At 40.5% G+C, this 21,996-nt stretch carries 21 protein-coding genes and 1 riboswitch; of the genes, 2 read left to right on the plus strand and 19 right to left on the minus strand.

Going from position 1 to position 21,996, the window contains the following annotated elements; translation table 11 throughout:
* Positions 1–14: 14 nt before the first annotated feature.
* The 11 genes from sleB to LCD32_RS10080 all read right to left on the minus strand — a co-directional run bounded on the left by sleB (position 15) and on the right by LCD32_RS10080 (position 10,483).
* Positions 15–935, minus strand: coding sequence for a spore cortex-lytic enzyme (gene sleB / locus LCD32_RS10030; RefSeq protein ID WP_045034327.1), 921 nt, complete (start codon positions 933–935; stop codon positions 15–17).
* 132 nt (positions 936–1,067) lie between these two features.
* Entirely contained in the window at positions 1,068–1,724 is a 657-nt protein-coding gene (gene prsW, locus LCD32_RS10035; protein ID WP_008344507.1) for a glutamic-type intramembrane protease PrsW, read from the minus strand.
* Positions 1,725–1,879: 155 nt separating this feature from the next.
* The gene (locus LCD32_RS10040; RefSeq protein ID WP_017367512.1) at positions 1,880–2,851 is read right to left on the minus strand and encodes a YpdA family putative bacillithiol disulfide reductase; all 972 of its coding nucleotides are present in this window, start codon (positions 2,849–2,851) and stop codon (positions 1,880–1,882) included.
* 124 nt (positions 2,852–2,975) lie between these two features.
* On the minus strand, positions 2,976–4,250 hold the full coding sequence (locus LCD32_RS10045) for a Glu/Leu/Phe/Val family dehydrogenase (RefSeq protein ID WP_007500982.1): 1,275 nt from the start codon (positions 4,248–4,250) through the stop codon (positions 2,976–2,978).
* Between the two features lie 196 nt (positions 4,251–4,446).
* Positions 4,447–5,025: a genetic competence negative regulator gene (locus LCD32_RS10050; RefSeq protein WP_007500984.1), complete on the minus strand. Its 579-nt coding sequence runs from the start codon at positions 5,023–5,025 to the stop codon at positions 4,447–4,449.
* Positions 5,026–5,189: 164 nt separating this feature from the next.
* Positions 5,190–5,978: a metallophosphoesterase gene (locus LCD32_RS10055; protein ID WP_017367513.1), complete on the minus strand. Its 789-nt coding sequence runs from the start codon at positions 5,976–5,978 to the stop codon at positions 5,190–5,192.
* Positions 5,979–6,065: 87 nt separating this feature from the next.
* On the minus strand, positions 6,066–6,518 hold the full coding sequence (locus tag LCD32_RS10060) for a DUF2663 family protein (protein ID WP_007500988.1): 453 nt from the start codon (positions 6,516–6,518) through the stop codon (positions 6,066–6,068).
* Positions 6,519–6,582: 64 nt separating this feature from the next.
* Complete coding sequence (locus LCD32_RS10065) at positions 6,583–7,347, minus strand: LysM peptidoglycan-binding domain-containing protein (protein ID WP_039165777.1); 765 nt, start codon at positions 7,345–7,347, stop codon at positions 6,583–6,585.
* Positions 7,292–7,933: a CPBP family intramembrane glutamic endopeptidase gene (locus tag LCD32_RS10070; protein ID WP_008344498.1), complete on the minus strand. Its 642-nt coding sequence runs from the start codon at positions 7,931–7,933 to the stop codon at positions 7,292–7,294. The genes LCD32_RS10065 and LCD32_RS10070 overlap by 56 nt, the downstream gene beginning before the upstream one ends.
* A complete protein-coding gene (locus LCD32_RS10075; protein ID WP_057079343.1) occupies positions 7,930–9,438 on the minus strand; it encodes an ATP-dependent DNA helicase RecQ in 1,509 nt (502 codons plus the stop codon). The genes LCD32_RS10070 and LCD32_RS10075 overlap by 4 nt, the downstream gene beginning before the upstream one ends.
* On the minus strand, positions 9,431–10,483 hold the full coding sequence (locus LCD32_RS10080) for a helix-turn-helix domain-containing protein (RefSeq protein ID WP_224563718.1): 1,053 nt from the start codon (positions 10,481–10,483) through the stop codon (positions 9,431–9,433). Before LCD32_RS10080 ends, LCD32_RS10075 begins: the two co-directional genes overlap by 8 nt.
* Positions 10,484–10,751: 268 nt before the next feature.
* Here LCD32_RS10080 and LCD32_RS10085 point away from each other — a divergent pair, with 268 nt between their 5' ends.
* Complete coding sequence (locus LCD32_RS10085) at positions 10,752–11,000, plus strand: ferredoxin (RefSeq protein ID WP_008344492.1); 249 nt, start codon at positions 10,752–10,754, stop codon at positions 10,998–11,000.
* A gap of 34 nt (positions 11,001–11,034) precedes the next feature.
* Here the strand turns inward: LCD32_RS10085 and LCD32_RS10090 are convergent, their stop codons facing one another.
* Positions 11,035–11,616: an ECF transporter S component gene (locus LCD32_RS10090; protein WP_008344490.1), complete on the minus strand. Its 582-nt coding sequence runs from the start codon at positions 11,614–11,616 to the stop codon at positions 11,035–11,037.
* Between the two features lie 149 nt (positions 11,617–11,765).
* Positions 11,766–11,898: riboswitch (FMN riboswitch) on the minus strand.
* Positions 11,899–12,185: 287 nt separating this feature from the next.
* Here LCD32_RS10090 and serA point away from each other — a divergent pair.
* The gene (serA, locus tag LCD32_RS10095) at positions 12,186–13,760 is read left to right on the plus strand and encodes a phosphoglycerate dehydrogenase (RefSeq protein ID WP_008344488.1); all 1,575 of its coding nucleotides are present in this window, start codon (positions 12,186–12,188) and stop codon (positions 13,758–13,760) included.
* Positions 13,761–13,792: 32 nt separating this feature from the next.
* On the opposite strand, the gene LCD32_RS10100 is transcribed toward serA, so the two are convergent.
* The 7 genes from LCD32_RS10100 to LCD32_RS10130 form a co-directional block, all read right to left on the minus strand.
* Positions 13,793–14,440, minus strand: coding sequence for a M23 family metallopeptidase (locus LCD32_RS10100; protein ID WP_035391628.1), 648 nt, complete (start codon positions 14,438–14,440; stop codon positions 13,793–13,795).
* Positions 14,441–14,737: 297 nt separating this feature from the next.
* On the minus strand, positions 14,738–15,844 hold the full coding sequence (locus tag LCD32_RS10105; protein WP_060781154.1) for a hypothetical protein: 1,107 nt from the start codon (positions 15,842–15,844) through the stop codon (positions 14,738–14,740).
* Positions 15,804–16,364: an RNA polymerase sigma factor SigX gene (gene sigX, locus LCD32_RS10110; RefSeq protein ID WP_007501006.1), complete on the minus strand. Its 561-nt coding sequence runs from the start codon at positions 16,362–16,364 to the stop codon at positions 15,804–15,806. Before sigX ends, LCD32_RS10105 begins: the two co-directional genes overlap by 41 nt.
* A gap of 202 nt (positions 16,365–16,566) precedes the next feature.
* Positions 16,567–18,348: an ATP-binding protein gene (locus LCD32_RS10115; RefSeq protein WP_008344481.1), complete on the minus strand. Its 1,782-nt coding sequence runs from the start codon at positions 18,346–18,348 to the stop codon at positions 16,567–16,569.
* Positions 18,345–19,067, minus strand: a complete 723-nt coding sequence (locus LCD32_RS10120; RefSeq protein WP_003215596.1) for a response regulator transcription factor — start codon at positions 19,065–19,067, stop codon at positions 18,345–18,347. Before LCD32_RS10120 ends, LCD32_RS10115 begins: the two co-directional genes overlap by 4 nt.
* An 86-nt stretch (positions 19,068–19,153) precedes the next feature.
* On the minus strand, positions 19,154–20,332 hold the full coding sequence (gene ccsB / locus LCD32_RS10125; protein WP_017359778.1) for a c-type cytochrome biogenesis protein CcsB: 1,179 nt from the start codon (positions 20,330–20,332) through the stop codon (positions 19,154–19,156).
* Positions 20,316–21,995: a cytochrome c biogenesis protein ResB gene (locus LCD32_RS10130; protein ID WP_060781155.1), complete on the minus strand. Its 1,680-nt coding sequence runs from the start codon at positions 21,993–21,995 to the stop codon at positions 20,316–20,318. Before LCD32_RS10130 ends, ccsB begins: the two co-directional genes overlap by 17 nt.
* Between the last annotated feature and the right edge of the window lies 1 nt (position 21,996).

The raw sequence follows: 21,996 nt of genomic DNA on the forward strand, positions 1-21,996 counted from the left end.
ATTTACACCTCTTTTTATTCACAGAAAATATGTTTCCCGATTCGTTTAATTTGTGGTCTTCCCCAAATCCATGGGCTTGTTGCTGTATCAGGATTAAAGTAATAAACGGCGCTTTCAGATGGGTCCCAGCCATTAATGGCATCAAATACTGCCTTTTTAGCGGTTTCATTTGGCGCCATATAAAATTGTCCATCTGCTACAGCAGTAAACGCAAGCGGTTCAAAAATGACACCAGCAATCGTGTTTGGAAAAGTCGGGTTGTTTAAACGGTTTAAGATGACGGCTGCGATCGCTACCTGTCCTTCATAAGGTTCACCTCTCGCTTCACTATACACAGCTTGTGAAAGAAGCTGAATGTCATTGCTTGAAAAACCACCTGGCATGTTGGCTGCTGTTTGTTTCGGCGTTTGATTTGCTTGACCATTTCCTGACTGGTTTCCAGACTTCCCAGACGAGCTGTTTCCTCCGCTTTGACTTTTTTGATTCTCTTTTGCACCTTGTGCTGTCTTTTTTTGCGTGTTTCTTTGCGCAGGAGCCTTTGTTTGCTGATCAAGAGGTTTCCCGCCGTAGTGCGTAAACTGATTCCCTTTTTGCAACTGCTGTTGCACAAACTCTTTATAGTATTTCGTCTTTTGAACTAATAGGCTTTTTGTTTTTTCCCCTACGAGTCCATCGACTTTCTTTACACCAAACTGGCTTTGAAAATTGCGCACGGCCCAGTAAGTTCCCCAGCCATACACCCCGTCTATTTTTCCATTGTAAAAACCATTGTATTGGAGCCTTGCCTGGAGCTCGACGACATCTTCTCCTGTAGCTCCCCGCTGAATCACTTGATTTGTGAAAGCTTCACTTTTTTCAGCTGTCATCAATGAAGACGCGAGCAGAACAATTGAGAAGATAAGGACGATTTGTTTCATGAAACGAGCTTTGTCCATATTTAATCCTCCTGTACTTTTGATGTTTGAATATATGTTTCTTCCGATCCCTATTTTTATACATTCATCACAGGAGGGAATTGGATGTAAAAGACAAAAAACGCCCTAAAGACGTATAGGACGTTTTCCAATTTAAATTTGTACCATCTTCACGGCACGGGCTTTTTTGGCTTTCCGCAGACCAAACCACCATAAAAAAATCATGAACGGCAACATGATATATCCCCAATTTTTCATGCCGAGAAGAATGAAATCATATAAGCCATGAAAAAGAATAGGAAGTATTAAAGAGAGAATCAGCCATTTTCGCTGCTCTTTTTTATCAGAGAAGCGAGCTTTACCTATATAAAATCCCATCACCACACCAAATAAAGCGTGGCTTGATACAGGCAGCAAGGCACGTGTAAACGCGTACTCTACCCCATGACCCACTAAGTACAAAATATTTTCAAGTGTCGCAAATCCAAGCGAGACACTTGTTCCATAGACAATCCCGTCATAGTGTTCATCAAACTGTACGTGCGCATAGACACTGACCATTAAAATAAACCACTTTAATGATTCTTCTAAAAAACCCGATGTCACAAATGAAATCACGATAGGATTCGTGGCGATATTTTCCTCTTGGAGGACATACTGAATAAACATGGTTGGAAACACAAGTATGACACCTAGCATAAAAGATCTGATGACCATATGAACCGGCTCATTGTCGTATTGATCTTTCAAATAAAAATAACTTAAAAGTGCGATGCCGGGAGCTAAACCTGCTGAAATGATTGCGATCATAATCAGACCTCTTTCCCTACATTATCCTTTATTATCGTACCACGAATCACCCCTTTTTTATATGACTCGAGCCCATTTTCCCCAAAATATTCTTCTATATAATCCCAATTTACATAAAAAAGAACTGAATCCCTTAGAAGGACCCAGTTCTTTTTTTACCCGTTGATTCTTTTGTTGATTTCTTCTGCAATTAACCCGCCATGAAATCTTCCATTTTCAATGAAAATTTCGTTGGCGTTGTTACCAGCTGCAATGACCCCTGCAATGAAAATACCTTCTACATTTGTTTCCATTGTTTGTTCATCAAATGCTGGGCGGCCTGATTCTGGATCGATTGTTACACCCATTTTTTCTAAAAATGAATGATCAGGATGATAACCTGTCATCGCAAACACATAATCACTTTTCACTCGATCCGTTTGGCCCTGCTGGTTTGTAAAGACAACATCCTGTTCTGTGATTTCCTTCACCTCTGCACCGAACTCCATTCGAATGGTGCCATTTCGAACAAGCGCTTCAAACTCTGGTAAAATCCAAGGTTTGATGCTGGATGAATATTCAGTTCCTCTATATAAAACCGTCACCCTGCTTCCGCATTTCACAAGTTCCAGGGCAGCATCAACACTAGAGTTCTTCCCGCCGATCACCGTCACATCTTTATCAAAGTAGGGGTGTCCTTCTTTAAAATAATGATACACATGAGGAAGGTCTTCCCCTTTTACATTCATATAGTTAGGATGATCATAGTAGCCAGTCGCAATCACAACATAGTCACATGTATAGTCGTCTTTTGATGTATTTACCGTAAAACGGCCATCTTTTTTCGTCACAGCGTTTACCTTTTCAAAAGCATTCACACGAAGGCTTTTTCGTCTGACCACCTCTCGGTAATAGGAAAGCGCCTGAATACGAACGGGTTTCCGGTTTTCAGTGATAAAAGCGACGTCACCGATCTCAAGCTTTTCACTTGTACTGAAGAAGGTTTGGTGTGTAGGGTAATGATAAATACTGTTGACCACATTGCCCTTTTCAATCACAAGTGCATCAATCCCAATTTGCTTGAATGCAATGGCAGCTGATAGACCGCACGGGCCTCCTCCTATTATGATCGCTTTTTCTTGTTTCATTTGTTCCACTCCTGTCGTTTCACTGCAATAACAATTGCTGGGCTGTTTGATTCTTTGCATGATTCCATAAAAAAATCTCCTATTTAAGGATAGGAGATTTTAAGGCGCGATGCAAATAAGTCGCTTAAATCCAGCCTCTGAATCGAGAAGCTTCAGCCATTTTACGTACACCGACCATATATGCTGCTAGTCGCATATCAATACGGCGGTTTTGCGCCATTTCATAAATATTATTAAATGATTTCACCATCATATCTTCTAAACGAGTTTCTACTTCTTCTTCTGTCCAGTAGAACCCTTGGTTATTCTGAACCCATTCAAAGTAAGAAACAGTCACTCCACCCGCACTTGCAAGTACGTCTGGAACAAGCAGTACACCACGATCTGAAAGAATTTTTGTCCCTTCCAATGTCGTTGGTCCATTTGCTGCTTCTACGACAATTTTGGCTTTAATGTTCGCCGCATTATCTTCTGTAATTTGATTTTCAATGGCTGCAGGTACTAAGATATCACAATCTAGCTCAAGCAGCTCTTGGTTTGTAATTGTATCATTAAATAATTTAGTGACGGTTCCAAAGCTGTCACGTCGGTCAAGCAAGTAGTCAATATCGAGACCATCTTCATCATACAAACCGCCGTAAGCATCTGAAATTCCTACGATTTTCGCTCCGGCATCATACATAAATTTAGCCAAGTAACTTCCTGCATTTCCGAATCCCTGAACGACAACACGAGCCCCATTGATGTCAATTCCTTTTTTCTTCGCCGCTTCTTTGATACAGATCGTTACACCTTTTGCAGTTGCAGTATCACGTCCATGTGAGCCTCCAAGAACAATTGGTTTTCCTGTAATAAATCCTGGCGAGTTAAATTCATCAATTCTAGAATACTCATCCATCATCCATGCCATGATTTGAGAGTTTGTAAACACATCTGGTGCTGGAACATCTTTTGTTGGTCCAACGATTTGGCTAATTGCGCGAACATAGCCGCGGCTTAGTTTTTCAAGCTCCCTAAATGACATTTCTCTTGGATCACAGATAATACCGCCTTTTCCTCCGCCATAAGGAAGATCCACAATACCACATTTTAAACTCATCCAAATTGAAAGCGCTTTTACTTCTTTTTCAGTAACGTTCGGGTGGAATCGAATTCCGCCTTTTGTTGGACCGACAGCATCATTATGCTGCGCACGATAACCAGTGAAAATTTTCACCGATCCATCATCCATACGTACTGGAATTTTGACCGTTAATAGGCGAATTGGCTCCTTCAGCAATTCATACACTTCTTGCGGATAGCCCAATTTATCAAGCGCTTTATGTATGACGGTTTGAGTTGACTTTAAAACATCTAGCTTATCTTCTGCGTTATGAGCGGCGTTTTGATCGGCTGCCATTAAAATAAACCCCCTAGAAATCTTTCATGATCTACTGCTCCCTTTCAAGCAATAGTATACACCTTCGTACTGGTAAAGCAAAGGTAAAAAGCGTTTTTTATCAAAATAAAATATCAGCGTTTATAAATATAAAAATGGATATAAAAAAATACTGTTGTTTCATCACAACAGTATTAAATATAATAGAAAAAAGTGATTAAAAATACAGTTGAATCGTTTTCACTGCATCTTCCTGCATGATCACTTTTCCGTATTCTTTTAACCGGTGAATGGTTAATGTCGTCGGTGAACCGAACTCCGCTAAAATAGAAATGACCGTATCTGCAGACAGTTCTTCGAAATCATCTAGGCTGAGAAAATATTGACCTTCATAATGGTAAACTGTACCCCCTAAAAGTCCAATACGACTTAAACTATGGGACAGTTGAATCACATCTTCAAACGAGGCAAATTGATAGAGCACATGCTTGCTCTCGTCGAGCTTGACTTGCATCTCAATGTAATCTTCATCAAACTCATCATCAGCATCTTCCTGCTGACTCTTTGTCACAATGACGACCATCCCCTGCGCCTGAAGAGAAAATACTTCAACAGCAATCGGTCCATTCGCTTCAAAACCGAGCTCCTGATTCGCTTCGTTCATCATGTCTTTAAACAGCTGATGAACTTTGAACGAATCTTTCCAAAGGTCTTCTTTCGTAAGACCTCGGTCTGTCAGATCATCTAGTGTGAGAAAAATTTTGATTTTATTATAATTCAGACGCTCTAGCCGCATAACGTTCCCTCCTGCCTCTTCTAACACACATCATACTGTAGTATATGAGATGATGAGTCATAGGTTCTTAATTTTGTATTCAGTTTACACTGTGTCAAGACGGAAGACAAGCATGAAGCTATGCTTACGGTGACTTTTATGGAAAATATTGATGGGGCATCAACTTAGCGCGTTTTTAGCGGCATTAAATAGATCAGATGGGTTTCTGGTTCTGCTCCAAGACGCATCGGAATCTTTGTTGTTCCGTAACCATTACTAATCAGAAAGAAAGCACCTTTGACTTGGCCTGTTCTTCCTTTTTCATACGGACCAAATTTCCCAATACGAATTTGACCCCCATGGGTATGACCGCTCAAAACAAGATCAATTCCCTCTTCTTCACTCATCAAATGATGCACATCTGGGTTGTGTGATAAAAGGATATTCACGTCTTCTTTGACAAACTCCGGCCGTATCGCTTCATAATCTGCTTTTTCAAGCCGGATATCATCGATTCCGCCTATTTTAATGGGCTGTCCTTCAAAATTCCACACAGCCGTCTCATTTTGCAATGTCGTCACCTGATAGGTATGGAGGATGTCTTTGAGTTTTTGCTGATGCAGCTCATGGTCGTTATTCCCCCACACAAAATACACCGGGGCAATCCTTGCTAAACGTTTCACATTTTCTTCAACTCTAGCATAAGGGACTCCCTTTTCAGCTAAGTCCCCGCCGATCATAATGACATCAGGCTGCTGCTCTTTTACTTCCGCTAATAAAGTATCACTAATTAGACGGCGATGGGTATCAGAAATAAAGAAAATGACTGCAGGTCGATCTGACTGAAGTCCTTCTATTGTAAAGTAATGCTTTTTGATGTTGTTTTGTTTTGCCGTTTTCACCATTTTCGCTGTTACACACACACCTGTTGTCACAGCCGCTATGGCAGCAGTAAATCCGATGGCATATTTCATTATGAATGACTCCCTTGTATCAGCTTTCTTTTATAAGACGCTTGAATGAAAAAAGACGTTTCAACTGTTTAAACGTCTTTTGCTCATTTATTTACTTTCATAATAGAGATTGATATCATATTGCGTCTGCATGAAGTGGAAAACGGCCTCGCGCTCTTTCCATTGATTTGATTGAGGCCATAAATCTGTGCTTTTCTGTATAATTTCACATCTGAGCTTATGATATTCATCCTCAGCCTTTTCTTCTTTTTTCTTATAATAATACGATGCGTAAAAAGCAAACACTTCAGCCATGATCCAAAACAGAAACACCTCATGGCCAAGCAATGTGGCAATCATCGCTTCCGGCTGCAGGGAGCCCCCGCTATTAGCTGTTATCACAAAATAAAACAGAAGAATCGCAAGTGATAAAAGGGCTGTCCATTGCCACCTTTTGCATTGTTTTGCAAACCCCTCGTATTTGCGCTTCCTTTTGATCAATGTTTCAATCATTTTCTGTGTCGGCTGATCCATATAGCGGCTGATTGCGTGCAATGTCATCACATACACCCTTGTCCCTTTTTTCTACATATGTATGTGCTTTTCGATTCATTCATGTCAAATATTAATTTTCTAATGGGATATTCAATACTTGTCCGCTGTACACGCTATTTCCTTTTAAATGATTGTAAGCTCGAATTTTCTCTTCCCCTGATCGGTTTTGATAATACTTCATGGAAATTCGATACAAGTTTTCCTCTGGTCCAACAGTATGCTGCACGACACGAACAGGCTTTTCTTCCTGTTTCTTCTTCTCTTCTGCTTCTTTTCGCTTTTTCTCTTCCTGCTGTTTTTGAAGAGCGAGCTGTTGCTGCTCACGCTTTTTTGCAGCTTCGGCCTTTTCACGCTCAGCCTTCTCTTTAGCGGCTTGTTCTTTTTTCTTTTGCTCTGCTTTTTCTTTTGAACGCTGCTTTTCTTTATCAGCATCTTTCTTTTTCTTCTCATCATCAGACGCATCCGCTTTGTCAGCGCTTGAATCATTTTTTGTGTCAACAAGTGCTGACGGGACTGGATCTGTGTCAGCACTCGATGTTTTATCAATATAAACACCTTGATTGTTGTTATCGTTAATTTCCTTTGATGTGTAATAAATCAACAGGAAGAAAACCGTGACGACAATAATAGGAAAGATAATAGCCAGTGTCGTAAACAATGGATTACGCACCTTTTTGGTTCGCTGCTTTTTATATTCATGAAAATCTTCTCGTGTAGGAAAGTGAGAGTCATCTGAAGGATGCACTTTTTCTTCTTCAAGATTTTTCTCTACATCATCATCATGGATGTTTGTCAGCTGCTGCTTTTTTCTCTTCATTCTCGACATTTCTTCCATGTTCATCCCTCCCCCAATATTTAAAACGAATTTGACATGCAAAGACTAGGTCAATGACAAAGTGTGTCATGACAGGAACGAATAAATTCCCTGTCCACTCGTATAAAAGTCCTAAAAAAATACTAATAGAAACCACAAGGATAAACAAGAGTATTTTTGACAAATAGCGAAAGTGAAGAAGTGCAAACACAATGCTTGCAATCTCCAGTCCAAATTGCTGCTGAACGATCCCGCGAAATAAAATTTCTTCTGAAAAGGCAATGAGCAGCGTTAACCAAACAATATGCGGGATGCTGCGGTTTTTGAACATTTTTTCATTTAATCCGCCATCATCGTACATATGAGCTGGAAACACCTTCATGACAATAGCGTCAACAATAATCACAAGCAAAGCGCCGCCAATTCCGTAAGTCAGGATACGCATATCTCGGATCTGCCATAGGGCTGTAAAATCAGTCCAATGATCAAACATAAACATCCCTAGTAAAAAAGAGACAATCAGCATGAGCAGCTGTGTAAAATACAACTGTTCTACTACTTGTCGATCGGTTAATTTTTCAATAATACGGCGATGTTGTTCAATCAATGCTGCGCCTCTTTTGTCAGATGAAATAGACGATCCAGCTCGGTCTTCCAGTGTTTCATTTCATTCAGCTCCAATGGTTGATCTTTTTTTTCGTAATCAGACAGGTCAAGTCCGCATGAAGAACAGCAGTTCCCAAAGGAAGCGTCCTCCGTTAGATCAAGCTGCTCATCAAAGTATGATAACAAAGATTGCCTAAAGCAGCGATGGCCAGTGATATGCTCTTTAAACTGCCACACTTTTTTTAGCTTTTCTGTTTGTCTATCCTGCAGCTTTTCTTTCAGCTTCTTCATGAGCAAACGGGGCTGTTCAGTTTGGTACATCGTGTAATAATGCGAGAGCATTCGCGCGCGCGTCTCCTGAAGCCCTGCTTCCATCAATTGTTCACGTAATTTCTTTTCATCATTGATCGGCATTTGTGATAATCGGGCTAAGAAAAAATCAATTTCTGGATCATCAAAACCTTCTGCTTGAATCAAATGACTTTGAATATCCGCATCCTCTTCTGTATATAAAAGAACGCTCACACTATTTTTCCCGTCCCGTCCAGCTCTTCCAATTTCCTGCATAAATGCTTCAATTGATTGAGGCGGACTCATATGAATCACAAAGCGTATATTTGCTTTATCAATTCCCATTCCAAAAGCACTTGTACAGCAAATGAGATCAATTTGACCACTGATAAATTGCTGCTGGATCAGCATGCGGTCCCCCGACTCCATTCCGCCATGATAAAACTCTACACGCTGATGCGTTTTTTGTTTCACCAAACGTGAAATATCTTCTGTCATTTGCCGGGTCGGACAATAAATCAGCCCAGGCCCTTGAAGGGTTTCCACAAGCTCAAGTGCTCGTTTCTCTTTTGCTTCTTTCGTTTCTTGCGCCTCTTTTAATAGTGCAATATTCGGCCGGTTAACTGAATGAATATGAACATCTGGATGCTCTAGCCGCAACGTTTGAACAGTATCTTTTAAGGTTTGTTTCGTCGCAGTTGCCGTTAGTGCTAAGGCAACAGGATTGCCGAGCGCTTCTCTCCATTCTCCAAGCTTGGAGTATTCCGGGCGGAAGTCATGTCCCCATTCCGATATACAGTGGGCTTCATCTACAACGAATAGCCCCACATGCATCGCTTTGAGCTGCTCTAACAATACCTCTGACATAAGCGCCTCAGGTGCGACAAATAAAAATTTATATGATGGCAAATGCCGAATAATATGTCTTCTTTCTTGAAAAGACAGTGTACTGTTAAGCGCAGCTACTCGCTTTTCACCGCGCATTTTCATGCGTTCCACTTGATCTTCCATGAGTGATAAAAGAGGTGAAATAATCAGCACTAACCCGTCTGTCAAATAGCCCGGAATTTGATAACAAAGTGACTTCCCGCCACCAGTAGGAAGCATGGCAACCGTATCTTTTTGTTGAAGTACACTTCGAATAATGTCCTCCTGACCTGTTTTGAAGGCATCATAACCAAAGTATCGCATCAGCGTCTGATGAAGCTTATCCATTTGCTTTCACCATCCTTGTCAATGCCAATCGTATTTGAAAATAAGTAAATGAATGCTCGAGACTTTCTTTGATCAGCTTCATCTTGTTGGTTTGGAGCTGACCGGCTACCTCATGTATCGCCTTTTGAGCTTCACTACTGACATATGGTTCAATCGAGAAGCTCGGCTCATGTATTGAGAGCTCCACAATATGATCTTCAATTGTCGCTTTTTTTAATGAACGAATATGAGCAATTTGATCAATACTGAACCCTTTTTGTACAAGCTCAAGCGTTTTATGGGTAGAGGTGGTCAGCACACGTTTGAATTGAAGATCATCTATCATTCGCTGGATGATCGGTGCCTCACCTTTTTGCGCACATTGAATAAAATAATGGAGCACATTCCAAAAAAGCAAGTAAACATACCATACATCTTCTTTCATCCATTCCGCCATTTGCTGGTACGTCCGTCCGATTCTTTCATTGGAAGTCAATGAATAAACAAAAAGCAGTGCCTCTTGATCAGTTAAATGAGCAAGAAGTGTTTCAAGCTCATGATGGATATCTTCAGAAAGCTTTTTCTTCTGGTGATATTGCGAGAAGAAGGATTTTGTCCAGTTTTGAACCGATATATCTCTTTGAATCGGCACATAGTGTTGTGACCCCGCTGCATGATGTGAAAGGACCTGCACAAGTAAAGACAGTCTCATCCATAACACCTTTGCTTTATCATGATACTTGGCACCATTAAAATAAACTGGCATCGGTTTTTCAGAGAAACACTGCCTGAGCATACTTATTCCTGCATCTGTGGCGATGAATGTATCCCCTGTCTTTCTGATGAAGTGCTGCTCTTTTAGCCTTTGTACAGAGCGGTTCAACTGATCCCTCGTAAAAGCTGGATAGCAGCCGAAGTAGCTAGAAAGCTGAAACAAACTTGCATCCTGTATCGTTTGTGATGATTTTTTTCCTTTAAAAAGATGGTAGACAGCACTAATGGAGCGTTCGCCGTTCAATTTATGTACGCTGTCCATCAACATGACATCCAAGTAATGAATCGTCATTGACCAAAGCACCTGTCTTCCTGACAAAATTCGAATATTTTCTCCCTTTATTTTAACAGATTTCATTGAAGAAGAAATGTTTAAACTCAATTAATGGGGGAAAGTTATGAACAAACCCTTATGTGATAAGCATTCTCAATCACTTTACAGTTGAAATGTGAATTTAAAATCATTACAATAAGGTTTGAGGAAATTGGTTTTTTATCGGTGAAACTAAAAAGGTTAAACCATTTGTTCCATCGAACAATCTGGGAGGTATTTTTTTAACATGGCAAAATATACAATTGTAGACAAAGACACATGTATTGCTTGCGGCGCATGCGGTGCAGCTGCTCCAGACATTTATGATTATGATGATGAAGGCATTGCATTTGTCACGCTTGATGACAATCAGGGGACTGTAGAAGTTCCAGAAGTACTTGAAGAAGATATGCTTGACGCATTTGAAGGTTGCCCAACTGACTCAATTAAAGTTGCGGACGAAACTTTCGATGGTGATCCACTTAAGCATGAATAGGATAAAAGCCCCTTTAAAAGGGGCTTTTTTTATATTAACTATTTTGAAGTCGGCGTTTATTTTCAAACCATGGACGCATTTTGACAAAAATGAAACTAAAGACGATGGTGATGATGATTCCTTTAATCAGGTTAAAAGGCAAGATCCCTGCTGTAATGGTTGCCTTTAGCACATGATCTGACAGGACGGGTGCATTCAAAAACCATGTATAAGCAGGTAGGAACAAGAAATAGTTTAAGATGCTCATCATGACTGTCATGAGTAATGTTCCGAGAATCATGGACCACGCTAACCCTCTTGCTGATTTAATCTTTTTAAAAATAAAAGCCACCGGTAAGATGAATAGTACACCTGCTGTAAAATTCGCTACTTGATCCACAGGAACACCGGACATGCTACCATGAATGAGGTAGTGCAGTAGATTCTTTAAAGCTTCAACAGCAATCCCAGCACCTGGCCCATAAATTAAAATCGCAATAATCGCAGGAATGTCACTAAAATCAATTTTTAAATACCCAGGAAGCCCAGGGAAAGGGAAATTCAATAACATTAATACAAATGCGATACTGCTAAGCATGCTGATGACAACTAAACGTTTTACTTTACTTTGATTCAATATTCTCTCTCCTTTTCGATCAAATCTTTCGAAAAGAGGATTGTTCAATTTTAGCCACAAAAAAACCGCTCTGAATACATACACAGGAGCGGGAAATTTAGGCTACACAAATAAACGTATAAACAGACATGTTTTCAACGTTTACGAACCTCCATCTTCTCCCATCCAGACTATACTGTCGGCTTCGGAATCACACCGAATCCTGCCAAAAAAGGCTCGCGGGCTTAGAGACTATGCCTCATCACCGCCGGTAGGGAATTACACCCTGCCCCGAAGATTGATCATTATTCAATTCGACATCATTATATATGATATATGAGCAATTGTACAGATAAAAATCCTGAGCAAATTCATCAGTTTTAAGAAATCGTAAAAAACCTAAAATTTATAATGACAAATGCGTAAAAATTGGTTATCTTTTGTTTAAAGGTGTCCATTCTTGATCAAGACACTAAAAAATGTTCGTGTTTTCTTTTTCGCTTTACTGCTTTAATTTGATTGACACAGTGAAAAGGAATATGGTAAATTATCAGATATTTATGACGTTTATTTTAGGAGGAAATCTTACGATGTTTCGAGTATTAGTCTCAGATAAGATGAGCAATGATGGTCTTTTACCACTATTAGAATCAGATTTTGTTGAAATTGTTCAAAAAAATGTAACAGAAGCAGAAGATGAATTACACACGTTTGATGCCTTACTTGTCAGAAGTGCCACAAAAGTGACAAAAGAACTTTATGAAAAAATGACTTCATTAAAAATTGTTGGCCGTGCCGGTGTGGGAGTCGACAACATTGACATTGATGAAGCAACAAAACATGGTGTGATTGTCATCAATGCACCAAATGGGAATACGATTTCAACAGCAGAGCATACGTTTGCGATGATCTCATCTCTCATGCGTCATATTCCTCAAGCGAATATTTCTGTTAAATCAAAAGAATGGAACAGAGGCGCATATGTCGGTGCTGAGCTTTACGGAAAATCTCTTGGGATTGTTGGCTTAGGCAGAATTGGAAGTGAAATCGCCCAGCGTGCAAGAGCATTTGGCATGACGGTCAACGTATTTGACCCTTTCCTCACAAAAGAACGTGCCGAAAAAATTGGTGTTAATGCAAAATCACTTGATGAAGTGCTTGAAGTATCAGATATTATTACGGTACATACACCTTTAACAAAAGAAACTAGAGGACTTCTCAATAAAGAAACAATCGCAAAAACGAAAAAAGGTGTTCGTCTAGTGAACTGTGCACGCGGCGGCATCATTGACGAACGCGACCTTCTTGAAGCACTTGAAAATGGTCATGTCGCAGGGGCTGCTCTCGATGTATTTGAAGTAGAACCACCTACTGAGAATCCACTTGTGGATCATCCAAACGTCATTGCCACTCCGCATCTTGGTGCATCTACAAAAGAAGCACAATTAAATGTGGCGGCACAAGTCTCTGAAGAAGTTCTTCAATTTGCAAAAGGACTCCCGGTCATGTCATCTATTAATCTACCAGCGATGACAAAAGACGAGTTCAAGAAAATCCAGCCTTATCATCAATTTGCAGGAAAACTTGGACGTCTTGTTTCTCAATCGATGAGAGAACCTGTAAAAGAAGTCAGCATTTCATATGAAGGATCTATCGCAAAACTCGAAACATCATTTATTACAAAAAGTCTGCTTTCTGGCTTTTTGAAAGAGCGTGTCGATTCGACTGTAAATGAAGTCAATGCTGGTATGGTGGCAAAAGAACGCGGCATTAGCTTTAGCGAGAAAATTTCTTCAAGCGAATCTGGCTATGAGAACAGCATTTCCATTGAAGTCAAAGGTGACCTTTCTACCTTTACATTAAAAGCAACGTATATCCCGCATCTAGGTGAACGTGTCGTTTCTATTAATGGTTTCAATATTGACTTTTACCCAGATGGGCACCTTGTCTATATTCAGCATACTGACGCACCTGGTGTCATCGGTCAAGTTGGAAAGATTTTAGGCGACCACGATGTGAACATCGCAACAATGCAAGTAGGCCGTAAAGAAAAAGGCGGCGAGGCCATCATGATGCTTTCTTTTGATAAGCACCTTGAAGATGAAATTGTCCAAACGTTAACTAAAGTGAGCGATATTCTTTCTGTACGTCTGATTGACCTTTAAAAAATGGTAAACCTCATGCTTTTGCATGAGGTTTATTTTGTTGAAACGATTAAACGTTCACCTGTACGTATGAGATGCGTTGTCAGTGCATTGATTTTCTTCAATTGATCAACGGTCATTTGATGTGCTTTAGCAATAGACCAGAGCGTGTCCCCTCGTTGTATGACATATGTATGTTTCTCATATCCATCTACATGGAGGGCTGGCTCTTGGAAACGATCTCTTGCAATGATTGTGAGCGGATCTACTGCATCTTCTTTACTAACTGACCAATTACCCCTGTGCACCTCAAAATGCAAATGAGTGCCCCTAGAGGCGCCTGTGTTGCCTATGATGCCGATCGGCTGCCCTGTTTGTACATGGTCACCATTCTTTACAAAACGCGCATTTAAATGCGCATAGACGGTTTCATATCCATTTGGATGCCGAATAAATACAACTTCACCATATGTAGCAGATACATAGGAACGAGTAACCACACCTTCGCTAGCAGCAAAAATGGATTCTCCTTCTGGTGCAGCAATGTCTAACCCCTTATGCGAACCACCTCTTGTCCCAAACAAATCAGTGACTTCACCTTTGATTGGTTCCACCCACTCGGTTGTTTTCTCTGCATGGGCAAACGGTGATAAGGTCAAGAACAAGAAACAGCTAGCACATATGTAGCAATACCTTTTCATCAGTGACTTCCCTTCTTTGAAGTTCTTTTCATGACAGCTTAGTATACCTCAAGGAAGCCCTTTTCTATACATGAAAAAAGAACGCAATAAGTTGCGTCCTCAGATTGTTGACAAAGGGCTAAAATGAACTTGATTTTAGCCCTTTGTCTTCTTTTCAGCGTGATAGAAAACCTTTGCAGTCTAGGAAGGACGAGCACCGGAGCAGAGTGAATTTGACATTCGTGAGCACCGGAGCGCAGGACTGACAAAGAATGCGAGGGTTTGTCTACACGCTGAGAACGCAATAAGTTGCGTCCTTTAGCGTTCTTTGATAACAACTGGGTTTGGCAGTGCCGGTACCTCTAGCGGTTCTTTTAATTCATATGGGCCTACTTGATCTGTTCCTGCATTTTGTATCGTGACATCTGTAAAACCGAAATCTTTCGCTGTGAGCAGCAGTCCTTCAATAAGTAAAATATGATCAATTGAGTCCGTTAATTGTGCTGATGCTCCAAACGTGATGGTTGCATGTTTTCCTTTTGTTGTCACCTTTTGAACAGGCTCTTCTTTAATGAGTGGATCGAGTCCTGCATCATTCGCCCGCTTCATCGCCTCTACTGCATCTTTATAAGAAGGATAATCATCTTTTGAGGGCACCAAAAATGTCCCGCTCTTATTTTCTAAAACGTAGTAAGCGTGCTTTGTTTGTTTATTAATTGAAATGGTACCAAGACGGCCATTCGTCCCTAATTGAAGGTGCGAGCCATTGACAGACTTGACCTGTACTTGTTTATATTGGCTCCATTTTAACGTTTCTTTGACCATGTCTTTAAAACGATTGGCTTCTTTTAATGTATCAAGAGACAAATCATTTTTCAGCTGAAAAATCAGTGTATCCCCTTTTTCACTCACATCCACCATATCCATATAAGCTTGAAGAGGTTTTGTCATTTCAGGCAGCTCCAGTTTTTCGTATGTATCAAGAAGCGCCTGCACATCATCATGCTTATTTTCTTTTTGAATACTGATTGGGACAACTTGAGAAGTCGATTCATCTATGTATGAAATCGTCATATACTTTTCTTTGTCAGATGCATAAGCAACATGTGAAGGATCATTTGTGTTTTTTACCGCCTCTAATGTAGCATTCACCTGTCCTTTTTCAGCACTCGAGTCCATTTTCACTTTCTTTATATCTTGAGCAGCCGGCTGAAATAAATGAGGAGAAATCAAAAACGCCATAAATAAGACCACAACGGTTGCGACCGCTGGACCGATCCATCTGGCACTTTTCTTTTTCTTCCCGCTTGCCATCAGCATTTGCTGGTAAATCTGCTTAGATGAACGGTTGTCCTCCACCTTTGGAAGCTGACTGAGTAATACTTTAATTCGTTCTTCGCTCCAATTGGACCTGTTCGTTTTCATTCACTAGCTCCTCCTTCAAAAGCTCCATATGTTTTCGGAGCACTTTCAGGCCTCGGTGCTGCGTTGTTTTGACTTTGCTTTCCGAGAACTTTAGCGCCTTGGCCGTCTCCATGATTGAGTAGCCTTGGATAAACCTTAAAATGATGACGGCTCGTTGATCAATGGTGCAATGATCAAGTGCGGCATAAATTTCTTTGATATTTTCATCCTGTACAGCCAATTCATCTGGGAGCAGGTCTGGATCTTTTACATCCTGTTTATCCCAATCAAACGTGCCGAGCACCCGTTGTCTGATAGTTTGCTGTTTGCGAAACCAGTCAATTGCCACATGCCTTGCAATTGAAAACAGCCATGTTTTCTCGCTGCTTCTTCCTTCAAAAGTTTTATATGAGTGAAGTACCCGAATGTAAACCTCCTGCACGAGATCCTCTGCCTGATTTTTATCTTTTACCATATAAAATAAAAATTGGTACAAATCTTGATGGTACGAATCATATATTTTTTGAAAGGTTTCATGCATAGGAAACCCCTCCGTTCACTTATTTTTGTCGAGTGACTCTCACAAAACGTTACATTACAACTTTATGACAAATATATTACAAGATCGACAATTTGGAAAGGGCTTTTAGTTTAACTTCTCCTTAAAAATATGAAAATAGAAAAAACACTTCATTTTCTTTCGAAAAGAAGTGTTTCTCATGTAACAAGATTCTTCGTCAAGATTAGACGAGTTCCTGCTTTTTTTTCGGAATATAGAAAGTGAAGTGAGTACCTGTTCCAGCTTTACTATGTGCATGAATGGAGCCTTGATGCGCTTCTACGATGTTTTTCACAATCGCAAGACCCAGCCCCGTACCGGAACGTCCTCTTGTTCTTGCTTTATCTGCTTTATAGAACCGTTCAAAAATAAACGGGAGATCCTCTTCAGGAATGCCGCTTCCCGAATCTTTCACATCCATCTTGAGCCCATTTTCCACCGATTGAACTGAGAAGTGAACTTCTCCGCCTTCTGGTGTATGACGAATGGCATTATCGATGAGATTTGTAAAAACCTGTTCTATTTTATCTGGATCAAATACAAAATACGGTTCTTCTACTTGAATTTCATACGTCAGGTTGATTTGTTTTTCTTTCGCAATTCCAAGGAATTTACGGTAAATTTTTTCAGTCAGCTCTTCTGTATCAGTTGATTCAAGATTCAGTGTAATATGACCAGCTTCCATACGTGCGAGATCGAGAAGATCATTCACAAGACGCCCCATTCGAAGTGATTCATCATAGATAATTTGGGCAATCTCTTTCTTTTCCTCTTCAGATCCGGCAATGTCATCGACAATCGCTTCACTATAGCCTTGCAGCATAGCAATAGGTGTGCGGAGTTCATGACTAACATTTGCAATGAAGTCTTTTCTTAGCTTATCCAGTCTTCTCTCTTCTGTCATATCGCGAAGTACCGCTACCGCTCCTCTGACATCTTGCTGGTTATAAAGCGGAGACATGAGAAGAACCCAAGTACGCCCTTGCAGCGTGACTTCGATCATTTGCTCTTTTTCCGTACTGACGGCAGTATGAAACAATTCACGCGCTTCTGGCGGCAGTTCATCCCCATCTTTGATCTTCATATTTTGCTCGTAATACCAAGCCTGCAAGAATCTTTCTGCAGGAGGGTTTGTCATAAGGATCGTCCCATCAATATTGATCGTGATGACACCGTCTGCCATACTGCTGAGAATGTTGGACAAATGTTCTTTTTCTTGATTTAAAGCGGTTATATGAAATTTAAGCTGCTTACCCATTTGATTAAAGGCGATCGCCAGTTCCCCAATTTCGTCTTGCGTTAAAATAGGAATCTTTGTATCAAATTTCCCTTTCGCCAAATCTTGTGCTCCCTCTCTCATCTTTCTGAGAGGATAGGTGACACGAGTAGATAAGAAGAAAGCGAAAATTGTTGTCAGCACAATCGCAATTCCGGCTGCGAGGAAGATATAACGCGTCGTATGTTTTGTTGTCTGCTCTACAGCAAGAAGGGATTGAGAAAGAAAGACCATCCCTTTCTTTCCGTTCGCCTCGTAAGGAACACCTACTACAATGCGTTCATCCTTCTGATTGCCTGTATCAGATTCAGCTCGTTTACTGATTTTTTTTCGTTGTGTCAGTGCTTTGTTCAAATCTTTGTCTGCTTCAATTTGTTCTTTTGTGATCGCAGGAAGCTTCCCGCCTTTTTCAGACGAATACCATTCTAGTCCATCCTCTTGAACAATCGCGATACTTGTCAATTTATCAGCTAGTTCTGATGTAATCGATCTTGCAAGTGATTGATCCTCATGGCTTTCTAAAATGACTGCTACTTTGTTGGCCATTTGTGTTAAATCAGACTTTGCTTCTTCCACATGGTAATTCTCAATGAACTCTAAAAGAAGCACAGTTAAAATCGATAAAACAATGAGTACGAGGAAAAGAATGGTTAACCATAGCTTTCCTACGACACTTTTCCACAGCTTCATTCAGCGCCGACCTCAAATTTGTACCCGACACCCCATACTGTCACGATTTTTTTCGCTGCTTCTGGTGACACTTTATTTAGTTTTTCGCGAAGCCTTTTGACGTGGGTATCCACTGTTCTCAGATCCCCAAAGAATTCATACTGCCACACTTCTTTGAGAAGCTTTTCCCTGTCATATACCTTATCCGGCGTTTTTGCCAAGAAGTACAAAAGTTCGTATTCTTTCGGCGTGAGGCTGACCTCTTTTCCATCTGCTGTGACCCGGTGTGCATCATGATCAATGGATAGATGAGAAAACACGAGAACATCTTTTGTGGTTGTTCCAGTATTAAGGTATGACGTTTGAGACGATCTTCTTAACAGTGCTTTCACACGAAGAACCACTTCACGCGGGCTGAAAGGTTTAACGATATAATCATCCGTTCCTGCCTCAAAGCCTTGTACACGGTTGGCTTCCTCACCTTTTGCTGTCAGCATAATAATTGGTGTAGCTTTTTTATCTCGAATTTGATTACACACTTCAATCCCATCTGTCCCAGGCATCATTAAATCAAGCAAAATGAGATCATAATCGGTTTGAAGTCCTTTTTGAATGGCTTCATCCCCATTTTCCGCTTCATCAATTTCATAATTTTCCCGTTCTAAATACATTTTTAAAAGGCGACGAATTCTTGCCTCATCATCGACGACTAATATTTTCGTTTGAGTTGTGTGTTCCATTAGACAATCCTCCTGCTTTCTCCGTTGTTACATACATTTTAACAAAAAGCCGAATCGAATCATAAAAGTTGGCCTTTTTCATGCGATTACGCGTAAGAATGAAGCCCCGCAATCACTAGGTTGACAAAGATAAGGTTAAACATAATGATCGCAAATCCGATTACAGCAAGCCAAGCGGACTTTTCACCATGCCAACCTCGTGATAACCGAAGGTGGAGATAGGCGGCGTAAAATAAAAATGTAATTAAAGCCCATACTTCCTTCGGGTCCCATCCCCAGAATCTCGTCCATGCAATTTGCGCCCAGATCATCGCAAAAATAAGACCGCCTAACGCAAATACAGGGAATCCTATGGAAACAGCCCTGTACCCAATTTCATCGACTAAATCGAGATTCACCTGTCTTACGAGCGGCTGAAGCAGCGCACTTAGTCGTTTGCGAATGATCAATCTTAGCAGTCCATAAATAATCAGCCCAACGCCAAATGACCATAGCACTGTATTCACCTTTCTACCTGAAAAAACAGGCGGCAGATCAACTACAGGCTCTAAACGATCTTTTGTGATAAGTTCTCCTTTATGAGGTCCTACTAAAGCAGGCAGCTCATAGACCATGACGCTCTCTTCTTTATTTTTATCTACCCAATTAAATTTCGCTTCATACCCTGTCATTCTAAAAATGGACGTGACAGCGATAAACGCAAGGGTGACCACAATCATAAACATGACCAGCTCTAAGCCAAAGGTTTTCTTCCCCGGTTTTGTTTGATCAACATGCTTCAAAAGAAAAATCACACCTGCCACAAAACTGATCGCCAAAATGGCTTGACCAAGCGCTGCTGTCGTGACGTGAATATATAGCCAATTACTTTGAAGCGAAGGAATCAGCGGTGAAATATCCGATGGAAACATGCTTGCATAAGCAATGATTAATAAAGCGATTGGAAGTGTGAATAAACCTAGCACAGACACTTGATAGACAAAATATAAAATAATAAATGCGAGCACCAGCATCATGCCAAAGGCTGTGGTGAATTCAAACAGATTACTGACTGGTGCGTGACCAGACGCGATCCACCTTGAAATAAAATAGCCAAATTGACTCAAAAAACCGATGATGGTGAGCGTTATGCCGATAAGTGCCGCCTTGTTTTTGCGCGGACCCTCTTCTTTCTTTTTTCCTTTAATGGCCCCTCCAAAAAAAGGAACTGCCGCTAAATACAATAGAAAAGCTGCAAATAACAGGTTTTCACTGACTGCCGCCATCTAATCCTTCCCCCTTGCTTTTGCTGATACTTGTTGTATCAGGCAGTTCTTTTTGATCCACTGGCTGTTTGATGCCACTGCCGTGCAGTAACACCTTGAGATCAGACTTTAAGCCGAACCAGTTTTTGTTTGTATGTCCTGCCACAAACACTTTTCCATCCTTTACCGACAGCCAAATTCTTCTATGCTGCCAGTACATCCCTTGTACGACACCAATCATAAAGATCATTCCGCCAACAATAAGTACCCAGAGTGTTAAGTCTTTTCGAACCGTTAAACCTGTCACGTTTTTTGTTTCAACCCGGTCAAATTTCATTTTATAAAGATTGTTATCAGAACCCTCTACTGTCTCTTGAATCGCGACAAAACTTTTTTCACCTTTTGGTTTTTCAGGAGAGATCATTTCAAAGACGAACGCAGGATTATTCGGATTCCTCGTTTTCGTACTAGGTGTGCCATCTTCGTCAAAATAAAAATCAGGCAAATAACTCATCACCTTGACTTTGTAACCGCTACCAAGATCATATTCTGACTTAGGCTCCAGCAGATTAATCTTCACTGTTCCGAAAGATTTCTCAGTATCTTTTCGAATCAGCTGAAAGACCATTTGATCGAGTTCATTTTGTTTAAAATCCACTTGATATAATGAGAAATTGTCAAACTTAAGCGGTTCATTCACTTTAATATCGTGTTCTGTTAACTGCTTCAGCTTTGGCTTTTCACCAAAAACAACTTCTCCTTCACGTTTGTATAAAACGGCATCGGTTTTATAACTTTTGACGACTTGACCATCGCCAGCCTTTTCAATCGCATTTTCAAAGACTTCTTTTTCTTTTTCAGATTCATAGCGGTCAATTGAAAACGCATTATTCTTTAAGAAGTATTGGCCTCCCGTCCCTGGGATTGGTGCCGTTTCGCCTTCTCTTACCCATAATGTTTCATCCACGTACATTCCCGGGACAAACCGAAGCATGGAGCCAATGAGAAATATAATTAATCCAATATGATTGACGTAAGGTCCCCAGCGGGAAAAGCGGCCTTTTTCAGCTAAAATATGTCCATCTTCTTCTCGTACGCGGTAACGCTTTTGTTTCATTTTACTAACGATGCCTTCATATGTATGTTGATCTAATGTTTGGTTTGTTTCGCTGAAAAGACGCTGCCTTCTCATAAAACCTTCTTTTTTGACAACCCCTTGATTTTTGAGTGCGCGATAAAGTGGAATCACTCGATCAAGGCTGCAAATCACAAGGGAAATTCCGATAGATGCGACAAGGGCTAAAAACCACCAAGAATTATAAAGATCATGGAATCCAAGGATGTAATATAACTTGCCAAACGACCCATATTGCTCCTCATAATAAGTGGAAGCTGATGCACCTGGCGGAATAAACCGCTCCTGCGGAAAAATAGTTCCTAGCGAAGAAGCTAACAGTGTGATGACAATGAGCCACACACCCACTTTTACGGAAGAAAAAAAGTTCCATACTTTATCAACAATCGTTTTGTTGTATGTTTGCGAGCGTCTTGCACTGCCGTCATATCTCATATCAAGCAGTTTTGATGAATTTTTCTCTTTTACTGAAATGGGATTCCCGCATGATTCACATAGAACAGTACCGATTGGATTAATATGTCCACACTCGCACTTTACCTCTTTCATT

The sequence above is a fragment of the Bacillus sp. RSS_NA_20 genome, from assembly GCF_020165915.1.
GTDB classification, from domain to species: Bacteria; Bacillota; Bacilli; order Bacillales; family Bacillaceae; genus Bacillus; species Bacillus altitudinis.